General features: G+C 42.5%; 16 protein-coding genes. 15 read left to right on the forward strand and 1 reads right to left on the reverse strand.

Annotation, left to right across the window (positions count from 1 at the left end; translation table 11 throughout):
* The first annotated feature begins 26 nt into the window (after positions 1-26).
* The 15 genes from EHS15_RS00660 (at position 27) to EHS15_RS00730 (ending at position 14,170) form a co-directional block, all read left to right on the forward strand.
* Positions 27-914, forward strand: coding sequence for a M24 family metallopeptidase (locus EHS15_RS00660; RefSeq protein ID WP_135758598.1), 888 nt, complete (start codon positions 27-29; stop codon positions 912-914).
* Positions 911-2,137, forward strand: a complete 1,227-nt coding sequence (locus tag EHS15_RS00665) for an SMP-30/gluconolactonase/LRE family protein (protein ID WP_135758599.1) — start codon at positions 911-913, stop codon at positions 2,135-2,137. The genes EHS15_RS00660 and EHS15_RS00665 overlap by 4 nt, the downstream gene beginning before the upstream one ends.
* Before the next feature lie 199 nt (positions 2,138-2,336).
* Positions 2,337-2,570, forward strand: a complete 234-nt coding sequence (locus EHS15_RS00670; RefSeq protein WP_135758600.1) for a hypothetical protein — start codon at positions 2,337-2,339, stop codon at positions 2,568-2,570.
* Between the two features lie 3 nt (positions 2,571-2,573).
* Entirely contained in the window at positions 2,574-3,449 is an 876-nt protein-coding gene (gene rpsB / locus EHS15_RS00675; RefSeq protein ID WP_135758601.1) for a 30S ribosomal protein S2, read from the forward strand.
* Positions 3,450-3,451: 2 nt separating this feature from the next.
* The gene (tsf, locus tag EHS15_RS00680) at positions 3,452-4,048 is read left to right on the forward strand and encodes a translation elongation factor Ts (protein WP_135758602.1); all 597 of its coding nucleotides are present in this window, start codon (positions 3,452-3,454) and stop codon (positions 4,046-4,048) included.
* On the forward strand, positions 4,038-4,784 hold the full coding sequence (pyrH, locus tag EHS15_RS00685) for a UMP kinase (RefSeq protein WP_135758603.1): 747 nt from the start codon (positions 4,038-4,040) through the stop codon (positions 4,782-4,784). The genes tsf and pyrH overlap by 11 nt, the downstream gene beginning before the upstream one ends.
* Positions 4,774-5,325: a ribosome recycling factor gene (gene frr, locus EHS15_RS00690; protein WP_135758604.1), complete on the forward strand. Its 552-nt coding sequence runs from the start codon at positions 4,774-4,776 to the stop codon at positions 5,323-5,325. Before pyrH ends, frr begins: the two co-directional genes overlap by 11 nt.
* A 42-nt stretch (positions 5,326-5,367) precedes the next feature.
* On the forward strand, positions 5,368-6,081 hold the full coding sequence (locus EHS15_RS00695) for an isoprenyl transferase (protein ID WP_135758605.1): 714 nt from the start codon (positions 5,368-5,370) through the stop codon (positions 6,079-6,081).
* The gene (locus EHS15_RS00700) at positions 6,078-6,989 is read left to right on the forward strand and encodes a phosphatidate cytidylyltransferase (protein WP_135758606.1); all 912 of its coding nucleotides are present in this window, start codon (positions 6,078-6,080) and stop codon (positions 6,987-6,989) included. Before EHS15_RS00695 ends, EHS15_RS00700 begins: the two co-directional genes overlap by 4 nt.
* Before the next feature lie 17 nt (positions 6,990-7,006).
* Positions 7,007-8,164 (forward strand): 1-deoxy-D-xylulose-5-phosphate reductoisomerase, encoded by a 1,158-nt coding sequence (gene dxr, locus EHS15_RS00705; protein WP_135758607.1) that lies wholly within the window; start codon positions 7,007-7,009, stop codon positions 8,162-8,164.
* Entirely contained in the window at positions 8,161-9,870 is a 1,710-nt protein-coding gene (locus EHS15_RS00710) for a site-2 protease family protein (RefSeq protein WP_135758608.1), read from the forward strand. The genes dxr and EHS15_RS00710 overlap by 4 nt, the downstream gene beginning before the upstream one ends.
* A 24-nt stretch (positions 9,871-9,894) precedes the next feature.
* A complete protein-coding gene (locus EHS15_RS00715) occupies positions 9,895-11,649 on the forward strand; it encodes a proline--tRNA ligase (RefSeq protein ID WP_135758609.1) in 1,755 nt (584 codons plus the stop codon).
* A gap of 190 nt (positions 11,650-11,839) precedes the next feature.
* Positions 11,840-13,033, forward strand: coding sequence for a tryptophan synthase subunit beta (gene trpB / locus EHS15_RS00720; protein WP_135758610.1), 1,194 nt, complete (start codon positions 11,840-11,842; stop codon positions 13,031-13,033).
* Entirely contained in the window at positions 13,026-13,826 is an 801-nt protein-coding gene (trpA, locus tag EHS15_RS00725) for a tryptophan synthase subunit alpha (RefSeq protein WP_135758611.1), read from the forward strand. Before trpB ends, trpA begins: the two co-directional genes overlap by 8 nt.
* A gap of 65 nt (positions 13,827-13,891) precedes the next feature.
* On the forward strand, positions 13,892-14,170 hold the full coding sequence (locus EHS15_RS00730) for a fatty acid desaturase CarF family protein (protein ID WP_167884112.1): 279 nt from the start codon (positions 13,892-13,894) through the stop codon (positions 14,168-14,170).
* On the opposite strand, the gene EHS15_RS00735 is transcribed toward EHS15_RS00730, so the two are convergent.
* Complete coding sequence (locus tag EHS15_RS00735; protein ID WP_135758613.1) at positions 14,167-16,563, reverse strand: ribonucleoside-diphosphate reductase subunit alpha; 2,397 nt, start codon at positions 16,561-16,563, stop codon at positions 14,167-14,169. The two genes, EHS15_RS00730 and EHS15_RS00735, sit on opposite strands and share 4 nt — an antisense overlap.
* Positions 16,564-16,572: the final 9 nt, after the last annotated feature.

Genomic DNA, 16,572 nt, shown 5'->3' on the forward strand with positions numbered 1-16,572 from the left:
TTATTAAAAACAAAGAAGAATAGATTATGCCATTACCCAGAGAAAAAGGACTACTATCCAAACTTTTTTCCAAAATGTCCAGGTATCGTTCCGAATCGATTCGGATGCCTTCAGAGGATGAAAAGGCCGGTTTTTTAAAAGCGCAAAGGCTGGCGTATCAATGTGTTACGGAAACGGAAAAGGAAATGAAGGAAGGATGGACCGAACTTCAGACCGCCAAATATATGGATACTTTCTTGAGAGATCACGGAGTAAAAGTATTTCTGCATCGCCCCTTTGCTTGGTTTGGCGATCATGCACGTTTCGACGGTTATAAACGATTCACTCAATTTCATCCCGGTAAAAGAACTTTAGTCGCGAACGAACCCTTTATACTGGATGTTTCTCCCGTCGTGGAGGGATACATCGGTGATATAGGATATTCTTCCTGTTTGACTCCTAGTGAGGAGCTGGACCAAGGAATGGAATATCTTCTTCAGCTTCGTAAAAAAATCCCTGAATACTTTTCTTCTTCTATGAGTGCTTCGGAGATTTGGTGGAAGATAGATAAAGAAGCAAAAGAAAACGGTTTCGATAATGTTCATTCTTTGTATCCTTTTGCCGTGTTGGGTCATCGCATCTATAAGGTGCATCTCCCTAAGATTTCATTTCCGTTGCTTCCTGTTAGTTTTGCAAGTTGGTTCAGTCTGCAAGGCTCGTATGAGTTTTTGACCCACAAAGTGCTTCCTGAACTTTTGACTCCGGATCATGAGGGAGACAAGGTGGGTTTGTGGGCAGTCGAACCTCATTTGGGAAGAGGGAAAGTCGGTTTTAAGTTCGAAGAGATCCTTGTGGTCGAAAAAGACAAAGCCTATTGGCTGGATGAGGAAGTTCCTCATGTACAAAGAAAAAGGAAATTACAAGAAACAAAATGAAAATATATTCTAATAAACTAATTTTATTGACGATTGTTGTTTGCGGGATCGGTTGCAATTCTCAAGGCATCAAAATCGGAAAAGCTTACGAATTCGGAGATGTTCCCGTTCCCATCACGGAAATAGAAAGAAAAGACGACCCTTTTTCCAATCTCAAAGTAGAGATGGCGGATCTTCCCGGTCACGACGATTTGATTTTCGATGCAGGCAAAGGAGTCGGTTTCGCCTCCGGCATGGACGGATGGATTTGGAAATTGGATTTAAAAACGGGGAAGGCATCTCAGTGGATCCAACCACCTATGAATCCTGCGGGGATGAGTTATTCGAATCGAAACAAAGACAAAATCGTTTTCTGTGCCTCTAGATTAGGCGGTGATTCTTATGAAGAAACGCAAAGAGTCGGTTTGTATGAAGTGGAGATTGCGACGAAAACGATTCGTCCTTTGTTATTGGATCTTCCTAAAACGGAACAGGAAGATTTCGAAAAAATATATTCCGTTTCGGAAAGAAAAACATTCTCACTCAGCCAGTTGAATTCTTCCAACTCCAGACCATTCTCGTTATGCAATGATTTGGCGGTATCCGAAGATGGAAACCGCATCTATATCAGCGAACCGTTCGAAAGAAAAGATGCTGCTATGGGAAGCGGTGCCGTGCCGGAAGCGATCGGTTTGTACCCTCACGGTAAACTTTGGTTTTACGATAGAAAAAAAGGAACGATATCTTTAGCGCTCAGCGGATTCACTTTCGTTGATGGAATCCTTTTGGAAGAAAACAGGTCCGAGGAATCTGTCGTCATTACGGAGACTACTAAGTTTAGAATTTTACGTGCCTATTTATCCGGCAAGAACCAAGGAAAATTCGAAGTTCTATTCGAGAACCTTCCCGGTTTGGCGGATGGATTGGAGAGAGACGAACAAGGTAGAATTTGGACAGGAATCATCAAAAAGAGATCGGGACTCATCAATTTCGTCCATCGAAATCCTTGGTTGAAACCTTTCCTTTTGAGCATTCCTCAGAGCATTCTTCCTGTTTCCAAGAAAACGGGAATTTTGGTTCTGGACAAAGATGGCAAACGAGCGTTATACTATTCTATGCATGACGGTTCCAAAGTCAGAGATATCTCGGTGGCCGTTCCTTTTGAAAGAAGAGCCTATTTCCCTTCTTTCGATAAATCCTCCCGAGGGCTGTTCTCTCTGTCCTACGAAGACTTGGGAATCTAAGATTTCCTCTCTAAGATGTGCCGATCTCTTTCATTTCGGCACATTTGGAGCAAGCAGGATGAGAAGGGAGAAAGGATTTTTCGCCGAAAATGGGACATTTTTTCCTCATCCTAAGCCGCTGAAACCATCCAACTCATTTCCCTTGACAAATGGCATCTGTGCAAAATTCTGACTGGGAAGCTCGAACGAAAGGCCTCCCATGAATAAAACGCAAGCGGGAAACCTCATTCTGGTCCTGTTCTTGGGACTAATGGCGGGAGCTGTAGCCGGTGTAGTCATCGATAAACTGCTCGGAACAGCGTTTCTCTCCAAGTTCTTATTCGAAAGTCCTGTTAGTTTCGAGCTTTATATAGTTAAAGTCGAGATCCAGCTAACCCCTGCAAGTCTAGTCGGCCTTGTAGCATCTGGTTATCTCGCACTAAAAAAGGGGTAATATATGTCCGTAATTTCCATGAAGAGCTTGCTAGAGGCAGGCGTACACTTCGGTCACCAAACACGTCGTTGGAATCCAAAAATGAGTCCTTATGTTTATACGGCTCGTAACGGAATCCACATCATCGATCTTCAAAAGACAGTTCAAAAGACAAAAGAAGCTTATGATGCTTTGAAGAAACTTACCGGCCAAGGCAAAAAGGTTCTTTTCGTAGGAACTAAAAAACAAGCTCGCGGTGCGATCGAAAGAGCAGCTCTTGCTTGCAGCATGTACTATGTATCTAACCGTTGGTTAGGTGGTCTTCTTACTAACTGGAATACAGTAAAGAAGTCTATCGCTCGTTTGAAAAAACTAGAGCAAATGGAAGAGAACAACTCTTTCGAACAAGAAGCTCGTACTAAAAAAGAAGCATTATCCCTTAAACGCGAATTGGAAAAACTCCGCCAAACACTCGGTGGAATCAAAGATATGGCTGTCATTCCTGAGATTCTTTTCGTGATCGATCCTAAAAAAGAAGAGATCGCAGTAAAAGAAGCAAAGAAACTAGGCCTTAAAGTTTTCGCTGTGATCGATACAAACTGTGATCCGGAGCCTATCGATTACCCAATTCCAGGTAACGACGATGCGATCCGCGCGATCTCTCTTTTCCTAGACACTATGGCAAACGCAGTGCTCGAAGGAACAGGTGGAGAAGTGATCCAAACTAATTTTACAGAAGATATGGATGCGGATCAACTTGCTCTTGAATACCAAGGTGAATATGACGAATCCGGAAAATTCATCATGGACGATGAGCTTCCTCCTACTGCGAAAGACATTCCTGTCGATGCGGATGCAGCGGCTAAAGTTACCGAAGTAAAAGTAGAAGGGAAAGAATAATAATGGCTGTTAGTTCAGAACAAATCAAAGATCTCCGCGAAAGAACCGGTGCGGGGATGATGGATTGCAAAAAAGCATTGGAAGAAAACGGCGGCGATATCGAAAAAGCCGTCACTTATCTACGTGAAAAAGGTTTGGCGAAAGCGGCAAAGAGAGCAGGCCGCGAAACAGGTGAAGGAAAAGTAATTTCTTACATCCACGGAACTGGTAAAACAGGTGTTATCTTAGAATTGAACTGCGAAACTGACTTTGTTGCGAACAATGCGGATTTCGAAGCCCTTGGAAAAGAAATCGCTCTTCAAATCACTGCGATGAACCCTCTTTATGTGAATGAAGATTCCATTCCTAAAGCGGAAATCGACAATGAAATGAGCATCCAAAAAGCTCTTCTTGAGAAAGAAGGCAAAAAGGCGGATCAAATCGAAAAGATCCTTCCCGGCAAAATGAAAAAATACTACGAAGAGATTTGTTTGGTTCACCAAAAATCCATTCGTGACAACACAAAAACCATCCACGACCTTCTTCAAGAAGCGATTGCGAAGTTCGGTGAGAACATCACCATCCGCAGATTTGCGAGGTTCCAAGTAGGTGGGCAGTAATCCGAAATACAAACGGATTCTGATCAAACTCTCCGGGGAAGCACTTGCCGGAGAGGGCGAACTAGGTATTGATACAAATAAAACTTTTTCCCTAGCGGGGCAAATCAAGGAAGTCCATGATATGGGTCTTGAGGTTGCCGTCGTAGTAGGCGGCGGCAATATGATTCGCGGGGAAACTTTAGCTAAATCCGGTATGGAAAGGGCAACAGCAGACTATATGGGTATGCTGGGAACCATCATGAACGCTCTCGCCTTACAAGATGCATGCGAGAAGCAGGGCATGTTCACTAGAGTTCTTTCCGCAATTGAAATGAAGTCGGTTGCAGAACCTTATATCCGCAGAAGAGCAGTAAGACACTTGGAGAAAAATCGAGTGATCATTTTTGCAGGCGGAACAGGAAATCCTTATTTTACTACGGACACTACCGCTTCTTTACGAGCAGTCGAAGTAGGATGTGAAGTCATCTTAAAGGCGACAAAAGTGGACGGAGTGTACACTGCAGATCCTAAAAAAGACCCTAATGCAAGAAGATACCTTCAGGTATCGTTTATGGAGTCCATCAGACAACGATTAAAGGTTATGGATTCCACGGCACTGAGTCTATGTATGGACAATAATATGCCGATCATCGTATTCGATATATTCAAATCGGGAAACCTGAAAAAACTTATCGATGGAGATCCGATAGGAACATTGATTTCCAATTCAGAGGAAGTGATTGAAGATGGTAGATGAAATTATAAAATCAATGCAGGCAAAAATGGATAAAACCGTAGATGCCTTGAAAAAAGATTTCGCAGTAATCCGCACCGGGAAAGCGAATCCTATGATGGTCGAAGATGTAAGAGTCGACTATTACGGAACTTTGACTCCTCTCAATCAGATGGGTAAAATCGCAGTTCCGGAACCAAGAATGATTTTGATCACTCCTTTCGAAAAGAGCATGTTGAAAGACATTGAAAAGGCGATTTTTGCAGCAGGATTAGGGCTCACTCCGAATAACGACGGTTCTAGTATTAGGATCAATATCCCTGAGTTAACAGGGGAAAGACGTAAGGAACTTGCGAAAGTCGTTAAACAAAAATCCGAAGAGAAAAAAGTCGCAATTCGTAACATCAGAAGAGACGCAAACGATGAATTGAAAAAACATCAGACGGAAGTGTCCCAAGATGAGATGAAAGGTCACCAGGATAAAATCCAAAAAATCACCGACTCTTATATCGCTAAAATCGGCGATTTGGAAAAAGAGAAAGAAAAAGAAATCACTACACTTTAAAATCATCTTAAGAGAAAGATAGAAGTTTTGTAAGTTATCAAAATGAAATTTAAAGTGATCCCATCACACATTGCTGTCATTATGGACGGCAATGGACGTTGGGCGGAAAAACAAGGCAAAAAAAGAACGGAAGGTCATAGAGCAGGGGCTACTGCCATTGATCGTTTGTTAGACGTCGCTCTCGAATATAAAATCCCCGCTATTTCCCTCTACGCATTCTCCACTGAAAATTGGAAACGCCCCATCACGGAAGTGAATGCCATTTTCAATCTATTGATCGAATTCATCGATACACGATTGGACGATATCCAGAAAAAAGGAATTCGTATCCAACACTCGGGAAACAGATCCAAACTTTCCAAGAAGGTTTTGGAAAAGATCGACGGAGCGGCAAAGGCAACTCAAAAGAACAAAAAGATCGTAGCCAACTTCTGTTTGAATTACGGCGGACAAGAAGAAATATTAAGCGGCTTTCATCGCATCCAAGCCGCACGAAAAGAAAGTCGTGTCCCTTTGGACAAACCGATCTCTCCCAAGGAATTCGAAAAATATTTGTATACACACCCTCTTCCCCCGGTAGACTTATTGATCAGAACCGCAGGGGAACAAAGGGTTTCCAATTTTCTACTTTGGCAGATCGCCTATGCGGAGTTCTTCTTTACGAATACTTTATGGCCCGATTTCGGCAGGGAATCGTTGGAAGAGGCTCTTGTCTTTTTTGAATCTAGAAAACGTAAATTTGGTGGTTTAGCATGAGCGAAACAGCATTAAGAATCTTATCGGCGGCGGCACTCGTAGTTGCTTATGTTTTTATGATCTTCCACTCTTCCTGGTATTATGTGGAATTTTTTCTATTCGGATCCGCAGTGATTTTTTTCGGCTTACGTGAGTTATATGCATTTTGCACCAGAGAAGACTCCAAACCTTTTTTCGGAACGGGACTTTTCTTTTCCATCGTGATTTTTGCAGTTTATTACCTTCAATTTTTAGGTCTTCAATACAATGTAACTCCTCCTCTTTGGGTGCAGGAAATTTCCAAACATTTGAGAGAAAGTTTCCATCCGGTTCCTTTTTTGATTTTGGCTCTTTCCATCACTGTTTGGATTCTGCAAATCTTTAAACGCCCGTTAGATGGAGCGCTTTTTTCCGCGAGTGCGACCGTTTTAGGTCCTGTGTATTTGGCGATCCCTATCGGTCATTTTTTGCTACTTCTTGCTTTTCCTTTCGGAGCTTATTATATCTTCTTAGTTTCAACGATCACTTTCATGAGTGATGCAGGTGCTTATTTCGGAGGAAGATGGTTCGGTAAACACTCCGCAGGGCTTAAAATTTCTCCTAAAAAAACCTGGGAAGGTTATATCGTAGGAAATATATCCGCCGTTCTCAGTACTCTTCTTTTGAATTATCTTTGGGAAACTTTTTCAGGAATCAAACTTCCTATATCCGTTTTGGAATCCGTTCTTTTGGCGTTCTTTATCTCTATTCTTTCCGTAATGGGAGACTTGGCGGAGTCTGCGATGAAGAGAGATGCGAAAATCAAAGATTCTTCCGCACTCATCCCCGGTCATGGAGGGCTTTTGGATCTTGCAGACGCTCTTCTTTTTACGGTTCCTGCCGTGTATTATTACTTTCAATTCAAGGGAATTCTGGGTTTCCCAGTTTAAGAACCGTCTAATTACTGATGATAGGGGTTTGTGTTCTTGGAATTTCAGGTTCGGTAGGACAGTCAAGCCTCAAGGTTCTCAGGTCTTTCCCGGAATCTTTCCGTTTAACCGCATTTAGTGTTCATTCCAACTTAAAAATCGCCGAGACTCTGATCGAAGAGTTTCGGCCTGAAGTCGTTTGTCTCACTTCCGAATCCCATCTGGGTGTTTGGGGCGATAAAAAAGGCGGAACAAGAATCGTTTACGGAGAACAAGGGTTAAATGAGATTGTTTCCCTTTCTTCTGTCGACACTGTAGTGACTGCCATTGTGGGAGCTGCGGGAGCTATTCCTACCATCACTGCCATCAAGGCAAAAAAGAAAATCGCGATAGCAAATAAGGAAACTTTGGTCACTTTCGGGCCTTATATCAACCGTTTGGTGAAGGAATGCGGAGTTTCCATGGTTCCTGTAGATTCGGAACACAATGCACTCTTTCAACTTTTGGAGAAGGAAGACCGTTCCAATATCAAAGCCATCACTTTGACCGCTTCCGGAGGAAGTTTTAGAGACCTTCCCATCGAAGATCTTCCGAATGTGTCCATAAAACAGGCATTAAACCATCCTACTTGGTCGATGGGTCCTAAGATCACTGTGGATTCAGCAGGCCTTGTGAACAAAGGTTTGGAAGTGATAGAGGCTCATTTTTTATTCGGATTCTCTTACGACGAGATCGAAGTGGTCATCCATCCGCAATCTTTGACTCACGGAATCATAGAAACCTTGGACGGAGCCTGTCTGCAATATACGAGCGCTCCCGATATGATTTTTCCTGTCGCTCACGCTTTGTTTTATCCGAATAAAACTCCTAAACTTTTGGCGGAGAAAAAACCTTTCTCTTGGAAGGAACTTACTTTCAGAGATCCTGATCCTGCCAGATATCCCGCATTAGCTTTGGCCTTTCAAGCGGGAAGGACAGGCGGATCCGCACCTGCGGTATTCAACGCCGCAAACGAAGTCGCAGTTCAATTGTTTTTGGAGGAAAAAATTCCATTCATCCAAATTCCCAGAATCATCGAAGATGCGTTAAATGAAATCCCGAATACTTTCCCGCAGGATTGGCAAGGTTTCTTAGAAAAAGACAACGAGACAAGGCTCTCGGTAAATAAAAAATATTCCAAAGGTGTGGTTGTATGATCTTATTGATATTAGGCGCTATTTTGATGTTCGCCGTTTCCATTTTCATTCATGAGTTAGGTCATCTTCTTTGCGGAAAACTTGTAGGGGTCGAGGCTAGAATTTTTTCCATAGGTTACGGAAAAGGGATCTGGAAAAAAAGAATCGGTAAAACCATCTATCAAGTCACTGCCATTCCTATCGGGGGTTATGTTCTCTTTCGAGGCGGCGATTACGGAGAAAGACTCAAAGGCAAACCGGGAGAATTGTTTTCCACTCCTCCCTTAAAAAGAATGATTCCCGTATTGGGAGGACCTTTTGCCAACTTAGTATTGGGTTTTGTGTTATTATTCATTTTGGATTTAAGCGGAGAGAGTTTCACTTCCAATCGAATCTTTATAGAGGATTCGATTCAATCCAGTTCTCCTGCTTATCTTGCCGGACTTCGTACGGGTGACCGAATCACTTCCATTAACGGAAGTAAAGTGGAGAACTTCGAGGATATCTTTACAAACGTAAGTTTTACGACGGGAGATCCGATCAACGTGGAGTATGAAAGAGACGGGAAAAAGAACACGATCCAAATTGTTCCCAATCTTTATTCTGCGGGAGGGCATCCTTCCATCGGAGTTTCCGCTTTCGGAGACAGAAGAGTGGAGGCAACTTTCACTTATTCGGAGCAGTTGGGTTATGCGGTAGGAAGTTTTCTGGATAAGGAGGATAAATCCGCCGAATTTTTCCAAAGCAGACTAGAAGAAAGAAAGGAAGAAATCCCCGAAGAACATGTCAAAAGAATCCAAAAAGAAGAGAGAGATAAGGCTCTTCGCAGAAGGGCTCTTTCTTATTTAAACGATGGGGATGTGATCTTAAAAGTTGCAGGAGTAGACGTATATACCGTTCCTGAACTGCAGGAAGAATTGGGAAAACATCAGAACGAAACCATTCCCATTCTAGTGGAAAGAAAAAAATACCCTTTGCTTTCTCCTTGGGCGACTGAGCCGGTGACTGTGCAAATTCCTGTTTTGGGTGCGAACGTTTTCGAGCTGATCGATATCAGACATCCTTCTTTCCCCGAGTTGAATCTTCCTTATTGGCGTTTAGACAGTTATGATCCCGAGATCCAAAACCGCCTTTCCAACTTGAAAGTCGATTCCTTGAGTTTCGAAACAGCAAATCAATTCGCTGATTATTTGAAAAAAGCGGATTCCGCTCGTAAGACGATCCTGATCGGGAATATGAAATATACCGCAGAACTTAAGTTAAAGCCGATCGGCCTTCTTGGGTTCCGAGCCTCCGTAAAATTCGATCCTGAGAATATGGAAAAAAAGATGGGAGTAGGAGAAGCGCTTGTTTCCGCTTCCGCTAAGGTTTATGATAACGTTTCCAAATCTTTGACGGGAATCAAACTGTTGTTCTTCGGTCTTCTTTCTCCTAAAGACAATTTGGCCGGTCCGATCGGTATCGTCCAACATGCTGGGCTCAGTTTGGAATACGGCTGGTCCGCTTATCTTGATTTTGTCGCTAAAATTTCTTTGGCTTTGATGATTATGAACCTTCTTCCGATTCCGATGGCGGACGGAGGACATATCGTACTCTTCGCTTATGAAGCCATTACGGGAAGACCTTTGCCTCGTAAGGCGATCGATGCGATTTTCCGTCTGGGGTTTTTCTTTTTGGTCGGTCTCGGTCTTTATGTTTCTTTCAACGATGTAATGCGTATTTTTTAATTTAATTTTCAGGTAATTTGATTCATGAAAGCTAGTTCCTATTTGATTCCTACAACAAAAGACGATCCGCAGGATGCTGTCGTCGCCTCGCACAAACTGATGATGAGAGCGGGACTTGTTCGTAAGTCAGCCGCAGGCTTATACAGTTATCTGCCGTTAGGTCTTCGCATCCTAAAGAAAATCGAAAATATCGTGAGAGAAGAAATGGATGCTTCCGGTGCTTTGGAATTTCAACTTCCTATTCTGACTCCCAGCGAGATTTGGAAAGAGTCCGGAAGATGGGACAAAATGGGCAAAGAGATGTTCCGTATCAAGGATAGACATGATAACGAAAATTGCCTTGGGCCGACTCATGAGGAATCGTTTTGTGTTTTAGTAAAGCCGATGGTTCGTTCTTATAAAGATCTTCCTATAAATGTATATCAAATTCATACGAAATTCAGGGACGAGATTCGTCCTAGATTCGGAGTGATCCGATCCAGAGAATTCACTATGAAAGATGCATATTCCTTTCATTTGGACGATGCTTCTCTTGACGAAACGTATCAAAAGATGAGACAAACCTATCGTCGTATCTTCGCAAGATTGGGTCTTGCCACCATACCGGTGCAAGCTGATTCCGGAAATATGGGAGGGTCTGCCTCGGAAGAGTTTATGGTGGTTTCTCCTATCGGAGAAGAGACTTTGACTCTTTGTGATTCTTGCGGTTTTTCAGGTAATATTGAAAAGACTCCTGTCGTTAAAAAAACAAGCCTTGCTTCCAAGCAGGAAGAAGAGTCGATCGTGGAGACTCCCGGTCAAAAATCTATCTCAGATGTAGCCCAATTTTTATCAGTGAAAGAAGAAGAGACTTTGAAAGCGGTCGCTCTTTCTTATGACGGAAAATACGTTCTAGTGTTTCTGCAAGGAGACCGAGAACTGAATGAAAATAAGCTGAAAAACTTTTTAGGTGCGAATGAGCTTCGGCCTATGGGGCAATCCGAACTGACTCGTTTCGGTTTGATCGCAGGTTTTATCGGTCCTGGTTTTGCTGAATCTTCCGATTTATTGATATTAGTCGATTCGATTTTGGAACCGAATTTCCCTTATGTGGCAGGTGCAAACGAAATCGATAAACATAAAAAAGGCGTTCAATTATCGAAATACTACGATTTCTCCAAAATCCAAACTTTGGATCTTTCCCAAAGTAAGGAAGGAGATCCTTGTCCGAATTGCGGGCATGCTTTAAAGGCCGAAAAAGGAATTGAAGTAGGGCATATTTTCAAACTGGGTCAAAAATATTCCAAGGCTTTCGAAATCAGCGTTTTGAACGATAAAGGAAAAGCCACTCTGACAACTATGGGTTGTTATGGGATCGGTGTGAATCGTTGTATGGCGACTGTTATCGAACAATGTAATGACGATAAAGGAATTTTCTGGCCTGTTTCCATAGCTCCGTTTGAAGTCTGTTTGGTGAGTATCGCAAAAACTCAGGAAGATATCGCACGGGTAGGAGAAGTATATTCCTCATTGAAGCAGGCAGGAATCGACGTTCTTTGGGACGATAGAGATCTTGGGCCGGGATTCAAATTCAAAGATTCTGAACTCATCGGTTTCCCTGTGAGATTGACCTTGGGCAAAGGGTTCTTGGAAAAAAATGAAATCACAATCCTCAACAGAAAGACAATGGAAGAAAAAACGATTTCAGGTTCCGATCCGAAGACCCTGATCGAGGAAATCAATTCTCTTCTTCGGTCTTTGCGAAAAGAGTTGGATGACAGAACGAAAGAAATCGGGTAAAAAGGTGAAAACTTTTTAATAAAAAATCCGAATTTAAGAGATCGGCTCGCTTTTCGGAAAGAAATCCGGTAAAGAGGCCTTATTGGGTGGCGGGCGGTCAGCCCCACCCAATTCAGGGCGGGGATCGAAAGATTCTCCCCGCACCCGAGAAGCAGTTTCCCTAAAATCCTGTTTTGTAAATCTGGAGATTATGGGATTCGATCAAGTTGGTTATTTTGGTGAATTCGGCGGGCGTTACTCCCCCGAAATTCTGACGGAAGCTCTCGAAGAACTCGAAGCTACTTACAAAAAATTAAGCAAAGACAAAAAGTTTCAAAAGGAACTTGCTTATTATCTGAAAAATTACGTGGGCAGGCCAAGCCCGCTTTCTTTTGCAGAGCGCCTAACAAAGCATTGGGGCGGAGCTAGAATCTGGCTCAAAAGAGAAGATCTGAATCATAGTGGCGCTCATAAAATCAACAACGCCATAGGCCAAGCATTAATCGCCCGTTATATGGGTAAAAAAAGAATCATTGCCGAAACGGGAGCGGGACAGCACGGCCTGGCAACCGCCACAGTCGGCGCCATGTTCGGAATGGAAACAGTCGTTTATATGGGCGCTGTAGACGTAAAAAGACAAAATCTTAACGCAAAAAAAATCGAACTGTTAGGTGCTAAAATCCTCCCTGTTACCTCTGGCGAGGCTACACTTAAAGAAGCAACGAGTGAAGCGATGAGGGATTGGGCATTGAATGTTTCTACGACTCATTATATCGTAGGTTCTGCGATCGGTCCGCATCCTTTTCCGACGATCGTAAGAGACTTGCAGTCCGTAATCGGAATCGAAGCTCGTAAACAATTCAAAAAGGAAAGAAAAACTTTACCTGCCGCCATAGTCGCTTGTGTAGGAGGAGGTTCCAATTCGATCGGAATGTTTGCAGGTTTTTTGAAAGATAAATCCGTAAAGATCTACGGAGCGGAAGCAGGGGGACTCGGTCCTAAACCAGGCGAACATTCTGCAACATTGACTTACGGTAAAACCGGATTCCTTCACGGAACAAAAACATTGATCATTCAAGACGAATACGGACAAATTGTACCCGCACATTCCGTATCCGCAGGCTTGGATTATCCTGGCGTCGGCCCGGAACATGCTCATTTGTCGAAAACGGGAAGAGTTGAATATCGAATGGTAACCGATGAACAAGCATTAAGTAGTTTCATCGAAGTCAGCCGAATCGAAGGAATTATCCCTGCATTGGAAACTGCGCATGCGTTTCACGTTGCGAGGGATGTGGCAATGGACTTAGGCAAGAAGAAAGATCTAATCATTTGTCTTTCCGGTCGAGGCGATAAAGATGTAACGGAAGTTTTACGTTTGTTGGGAGAAGGGAAACATGAGTAAAATTAAGGATTACTTCGAGAAAAAAACGGTTCAGTCCGTTTTCGTTCCTTTTTTCACTCTAGGAGATCCCGATTATAAGGCATCCGTCGAATACGGAAAAGCGATATTGGAAAGTGGGGCGGATATATTGGAATTGGGAATTCCTTTTTCCGATCCTGTCGCTGATGGTCCGGTCATCCAAAGAGCGGTTGCACGATCTCTCAAAAATTCATTCAGTTTCGATCAGATTTTTGCGACAACCAAAGCCATTCATGATCACCGTCCTGAAAAACCTTTGGTGTATCTCACTTATTTTAATCCTATCTATCATTGTGGGATTCCGAATTTTCTCGATAAGGCGAAAGTTTCCGGGATCGAAGGTTTGGTGATTCCCGATCTTCCTTTCGATACTGAGGAAAGTAAAATATTATTTTCAGAATTGAGAAAGAGAGATATGGATTTGATCCATCTTGTAACACCTGCTACACCTAAGAAAAGAATTCAGTCCATGAAAAAAACCTCTTCCGGTTTTATCTATTATGTGACTTCTTTTGGTGTAACGGGAGAAAGGCGAGAATTTTCCATCGATCTGGAAGATAGAATTAAATTTTTGAAGAAAAATTTGGAGCTACCTATCTGTGCGGGCTTTGGAATTTCTACTCCGGAACAAGCATCCCAGATCGCACATTATGCGGACGGAATCATCATCGGTTCGGCGATCCAAAGGATCATCGAAGAGAATGGAGAAAACGTGTCCAAATGTGCGGATGTTTTGAGGGAATATTCTAAATCGATACGAGGAAGTTTCAGCTAGTAAATTTCTTGCAATGAAATCGAACTATCCTATTAGATAGGCAATGGTTCGATTTCACGGAATTTTTGAAATTTCCGCAGTCCTTCTTTCTATTTTGTTTCTTTGTGGTTCTGACGAATCAGTTTCATAAATGGGCACACGAAACGAATCCGAACAAAACGGTACAATTCATTCAAAATGTAGGATCGGTTCTTTCTTCTAAGATCCATTCCTTGCATCATGGACCTCCTTTTTCCAGTAACTACTGTATCACCTGCGGGTGGTTGAATCCTCTCTTTGAGAGAATTCAATTCTTTCAGAATTTAAAGATAATATTGGAAAAAGTTCTCCATAAAACCGCTTAACTGCCGCAGCTGATACATCCCTCTTCCATCGTGCAAACTGCACCTATGAATTCAGGATTGATATCTTCGAATTTTGCAGGATCTTCCTTCACGATTTTTTCTTGTTTTGCCGAATTCTGTATTTCTTGTGTAAACTTTTTTTCCACAGTAAACTGAACCGCTTGTGCCGCCGCCTTTGTCCTTAGATAATACATTCCTGTTTTGAGTCCTTGTTTCCAGGCATAAAAATGCATGGAAGTCAGTTTTGCAGGAGTAGGGCTTTCTACGAACAGGTTTAAAGACTGTGATTGGCAGATGAATGCTCCTCTGTCTCTTGCCATATCGATCAGAGATCTTTGTTTCATTTCCCAAACGGTTTTATAGAGTTCTTTTATATCCTTAGGGATGGAATCGATGTTTTGTATCGACCCGTTTGCACCTACGATTTGATTTTTCATATCATTGGACCAAAGCCCCAAGTCTGCTAAATCTTTTAATAGATGTTTGTTGACAATGATGAATTCTCCGCTCAAAACCCGTCTGGTATAGATATTGGAAGTGTATGGTTCGAAACATTCGTTGTTTCCCAAAATCTGTGAAGTGGATGCAGTCGGCATCGGAGCGACTAACAAGGAGTTTCTGGCACCGAATTCCATAACTTCTTTGCGAAGGCTTTCCCAATCCCAGCGTTGGCTTGGTTTCACATTCCATAAGTCGAATTGAAACTTACCTTGAGATAACGGAGAACCTGGGAAACTTGAATAAGAACCCTGTTCTTTCGCTAAATCCTTACTTGCTGTCATGGAAGCGAAATAAATCGTTTCGAAAATATCACGATTGAGTTCTTTCGCGTAATCGCTTTCGTAAGCGGTTCTAAGCAAAATAAAAACATCCGCCAATCCCTGGACTCCCAAACCTACCGGTCTGTGCCTTAGATTGGATGTTTTTGCCTCCTCTATCGGATAATAGTTTTCATCGATGATTCTATTTAGGTTTTTTGTGACTTGGTATGTGATTTCGTATAACTTCTCGAAATCGAAACGTCCATCAATGATGAATTTCGGTAAGGCGATAGAAGCAAGATTGCAGACGGCAACCTCTTCCTGACTTGTATATTCCATGATTTCCGTACATAAATTACTGCTTTTGATCGTTCCTAGATTTTGCTGATTGCTTTTCGAGTTAGCGGCATCTTTGTACAAAAGGTACGGTGTTCCCGTTTCTATTTGGGATTCGATGATGGCAAACCAAAGGTCTTGCGCTTTAACCGTTTTTCTGGCTCTTCCTTCTTTTTCGTATCTTTCATAGAGTGCTTCGAATTCTTTCCCGAAAGTTTCACTGAGACCGGGAGCTTCGTTGGGACAGAACAAACTCCAATCCTCTCCGTTTTCGACCCTCTTCATAAATAAATCGGAGATCCATAGGGCATAAAATAAATCCCTAGCTCTCATCTCTTCCTTTCCATGATTCTTTTTTAATTCCAGGAAAGGGAAAATATCCGCATGCCAAGGTTCTAAATATACGGCAAAAGCTCCTTTTCTTTTTCCTCCTCCTTGATCCACGTAGCGGGCAGTATCATTGAACACTCGTAACATGGGAATGATTCCGTTACTGGTTCCGTTGGTTCCTCCGATATAGGAGCCTGTCGCTCTTATATTATGAATCGCAAGTCCTATCCCTCCTGCACTTTGGGAAATCTTTGCTGTTTGTTTCAACGTATCGTAAATTCCGTCGATGCTGTCTTCTTTCATCGTCAAAAGAAAACAACTGCTCATCTGAGGTTTAGGAGTTCCCGCATTGAATAGAGTTGGGGTTGCGTGAGTAAACCATCTTTCGCTCATTAGGTTGTATGTTTTGATTGCTTCGCTTAGATTGTTTTTGTGAATCCCGACGGAAACCCTCATATACATCTGCTGAGGTCTTTCTGCGATTTCCCCGTCGACACGGAGTAAATAAGATTTTTCCAACGTTTTGAATCCGAAATAATCGAATCCGAAATCTCTGTCGTAGATGATGGTGCTGTCCAATAATTCCGCATTTTCTTCTATGATTTTCCAAACGTCTTCGGCAATGAGAGGCAGATTTTTTCCCGTTTTCGGATCCTTATATTCGTACAACAACCGCATCGTTTCCGAAAAAGACTTAAGAGTGTTTTTATGAAGATTGCTGACTGCGATTCTGCTAGCGAGGAGTGCGTAGTCAGGGTGTTTGGTGGTAAGCGAAGCGGAAATCTCCGCAGCCAGATTGTCTAATTCCGTGGTAGTGACCCCGTCATAGATCCCTTCTATGACTTTTTTTGCGACATCAATCGGGCTTACATATCTACTGAGTCCGTAGGATAGTTTTTCTATACGCGCCGTGACTTTATCGAATTTTACAGATTCTTTTTTTCCGTTTCTTTTCACTACAAACATAATTGATCT

The sequence above is a fragment of the Leptospira idonii genome (assembly GCF_004770995.1).
Taxonomy (GTDB): domain Bacteria; phylum Spirochaetota; class Leptospiria; order Leptospirales; family Leptospiraceae; genus Leptospira_A; species Leptospira_A idonii.

Coding starts and splice junctions, on each gene's coding strand:
- EHS15_RS00660 (WP_135758598.1), top strand. CDS start 27: ATGCCATTACCCAGAGAAAAAGGACTACTATCCAAACTTTTTTCCAAA.
- EHS15_RS00665 (WP_135758599.1), top strand. CDS start 911: ATGAAAATATATTCTAATAAACTAATTTTATTGACGATTGTTGTTTGC.
- EHS15_RS00670 (WP_135758600.1), top strand. CDS start 2,337: ATGAATAAAACGCAAGCGGGAAACCTCATTCTGGTCCTGTTCTTGGGA.
- rpsB (WP_135758601.1), top strand. CDS start 2,574: ATGTCCGTAATTTCCATGAAGAGCTTGCTAGAGGCAGGCGTACACTTC.
- tsf (WP_135758602.1), top strand. CDS start 3,452: ATGGCTGTTAGTTCAGAACAAATCAAAGATCTCCGCGAAAGAACCGGT.
- frr (WP_135758604.1), top strand. CDS start 4,774: ATGGTAGATGAAATTATAAAATCAATGCAGGCAAAAATGGATAAAACC.
- EHS15_RS00695 (WP_135758605.1), top strand. CDS start 5,368: ATGAAATTTAAAGTGATCCCATCACACATTGCTGTCATTATGGACGGC.
- EHS15_RS00700 (WP_135758606.1), top strand. CDS start 6,078: ATGAGCGAAACAGCATTAAGAATCTTATCGGCGGCGGCACTCGTAGTT.
- dxr (WP_135758607.1), top strand. CDS start 7,007: ATGATAGGGGTTTGTGTTCTTGGAATTTCAGGTTCGGTAGGACAGTCA.
- EHS15_RS00710 (WP_135758608.1), top strand. CDS start 8,161: ATGATCTTATTGATATTAGGCGCTATTTTGATGTTCGCCGTTTCCATT.
- EHS15_RS00715 (WP_135758609.1), top strand. CDS start 9,895: ATGAAAGCTAGTTCCTATTTGATTCCTACAACAAAAGACGATCCGCAG.
- trpB (WP_135758610.1), top strand. CDS start 11,840: ATGGGATTCGATCAAGTTGGTTATTTTGGTGAATTCGGCGGGCGTTAC.
- trpA (WP_135758611.1), top strand. CDS start 13,026: ATGAGTAAAATTAAGGATTACTTCGAGAAAAAAACGGTTCAGTCCGTT.
- EHS15_RS00735 (WP_135758613.1), bottom strand. CDS start 16,563: ATGTTTGTAGTGAAAAGAAACGGAAAAAAAGAATCTGTAAAATTCGAT.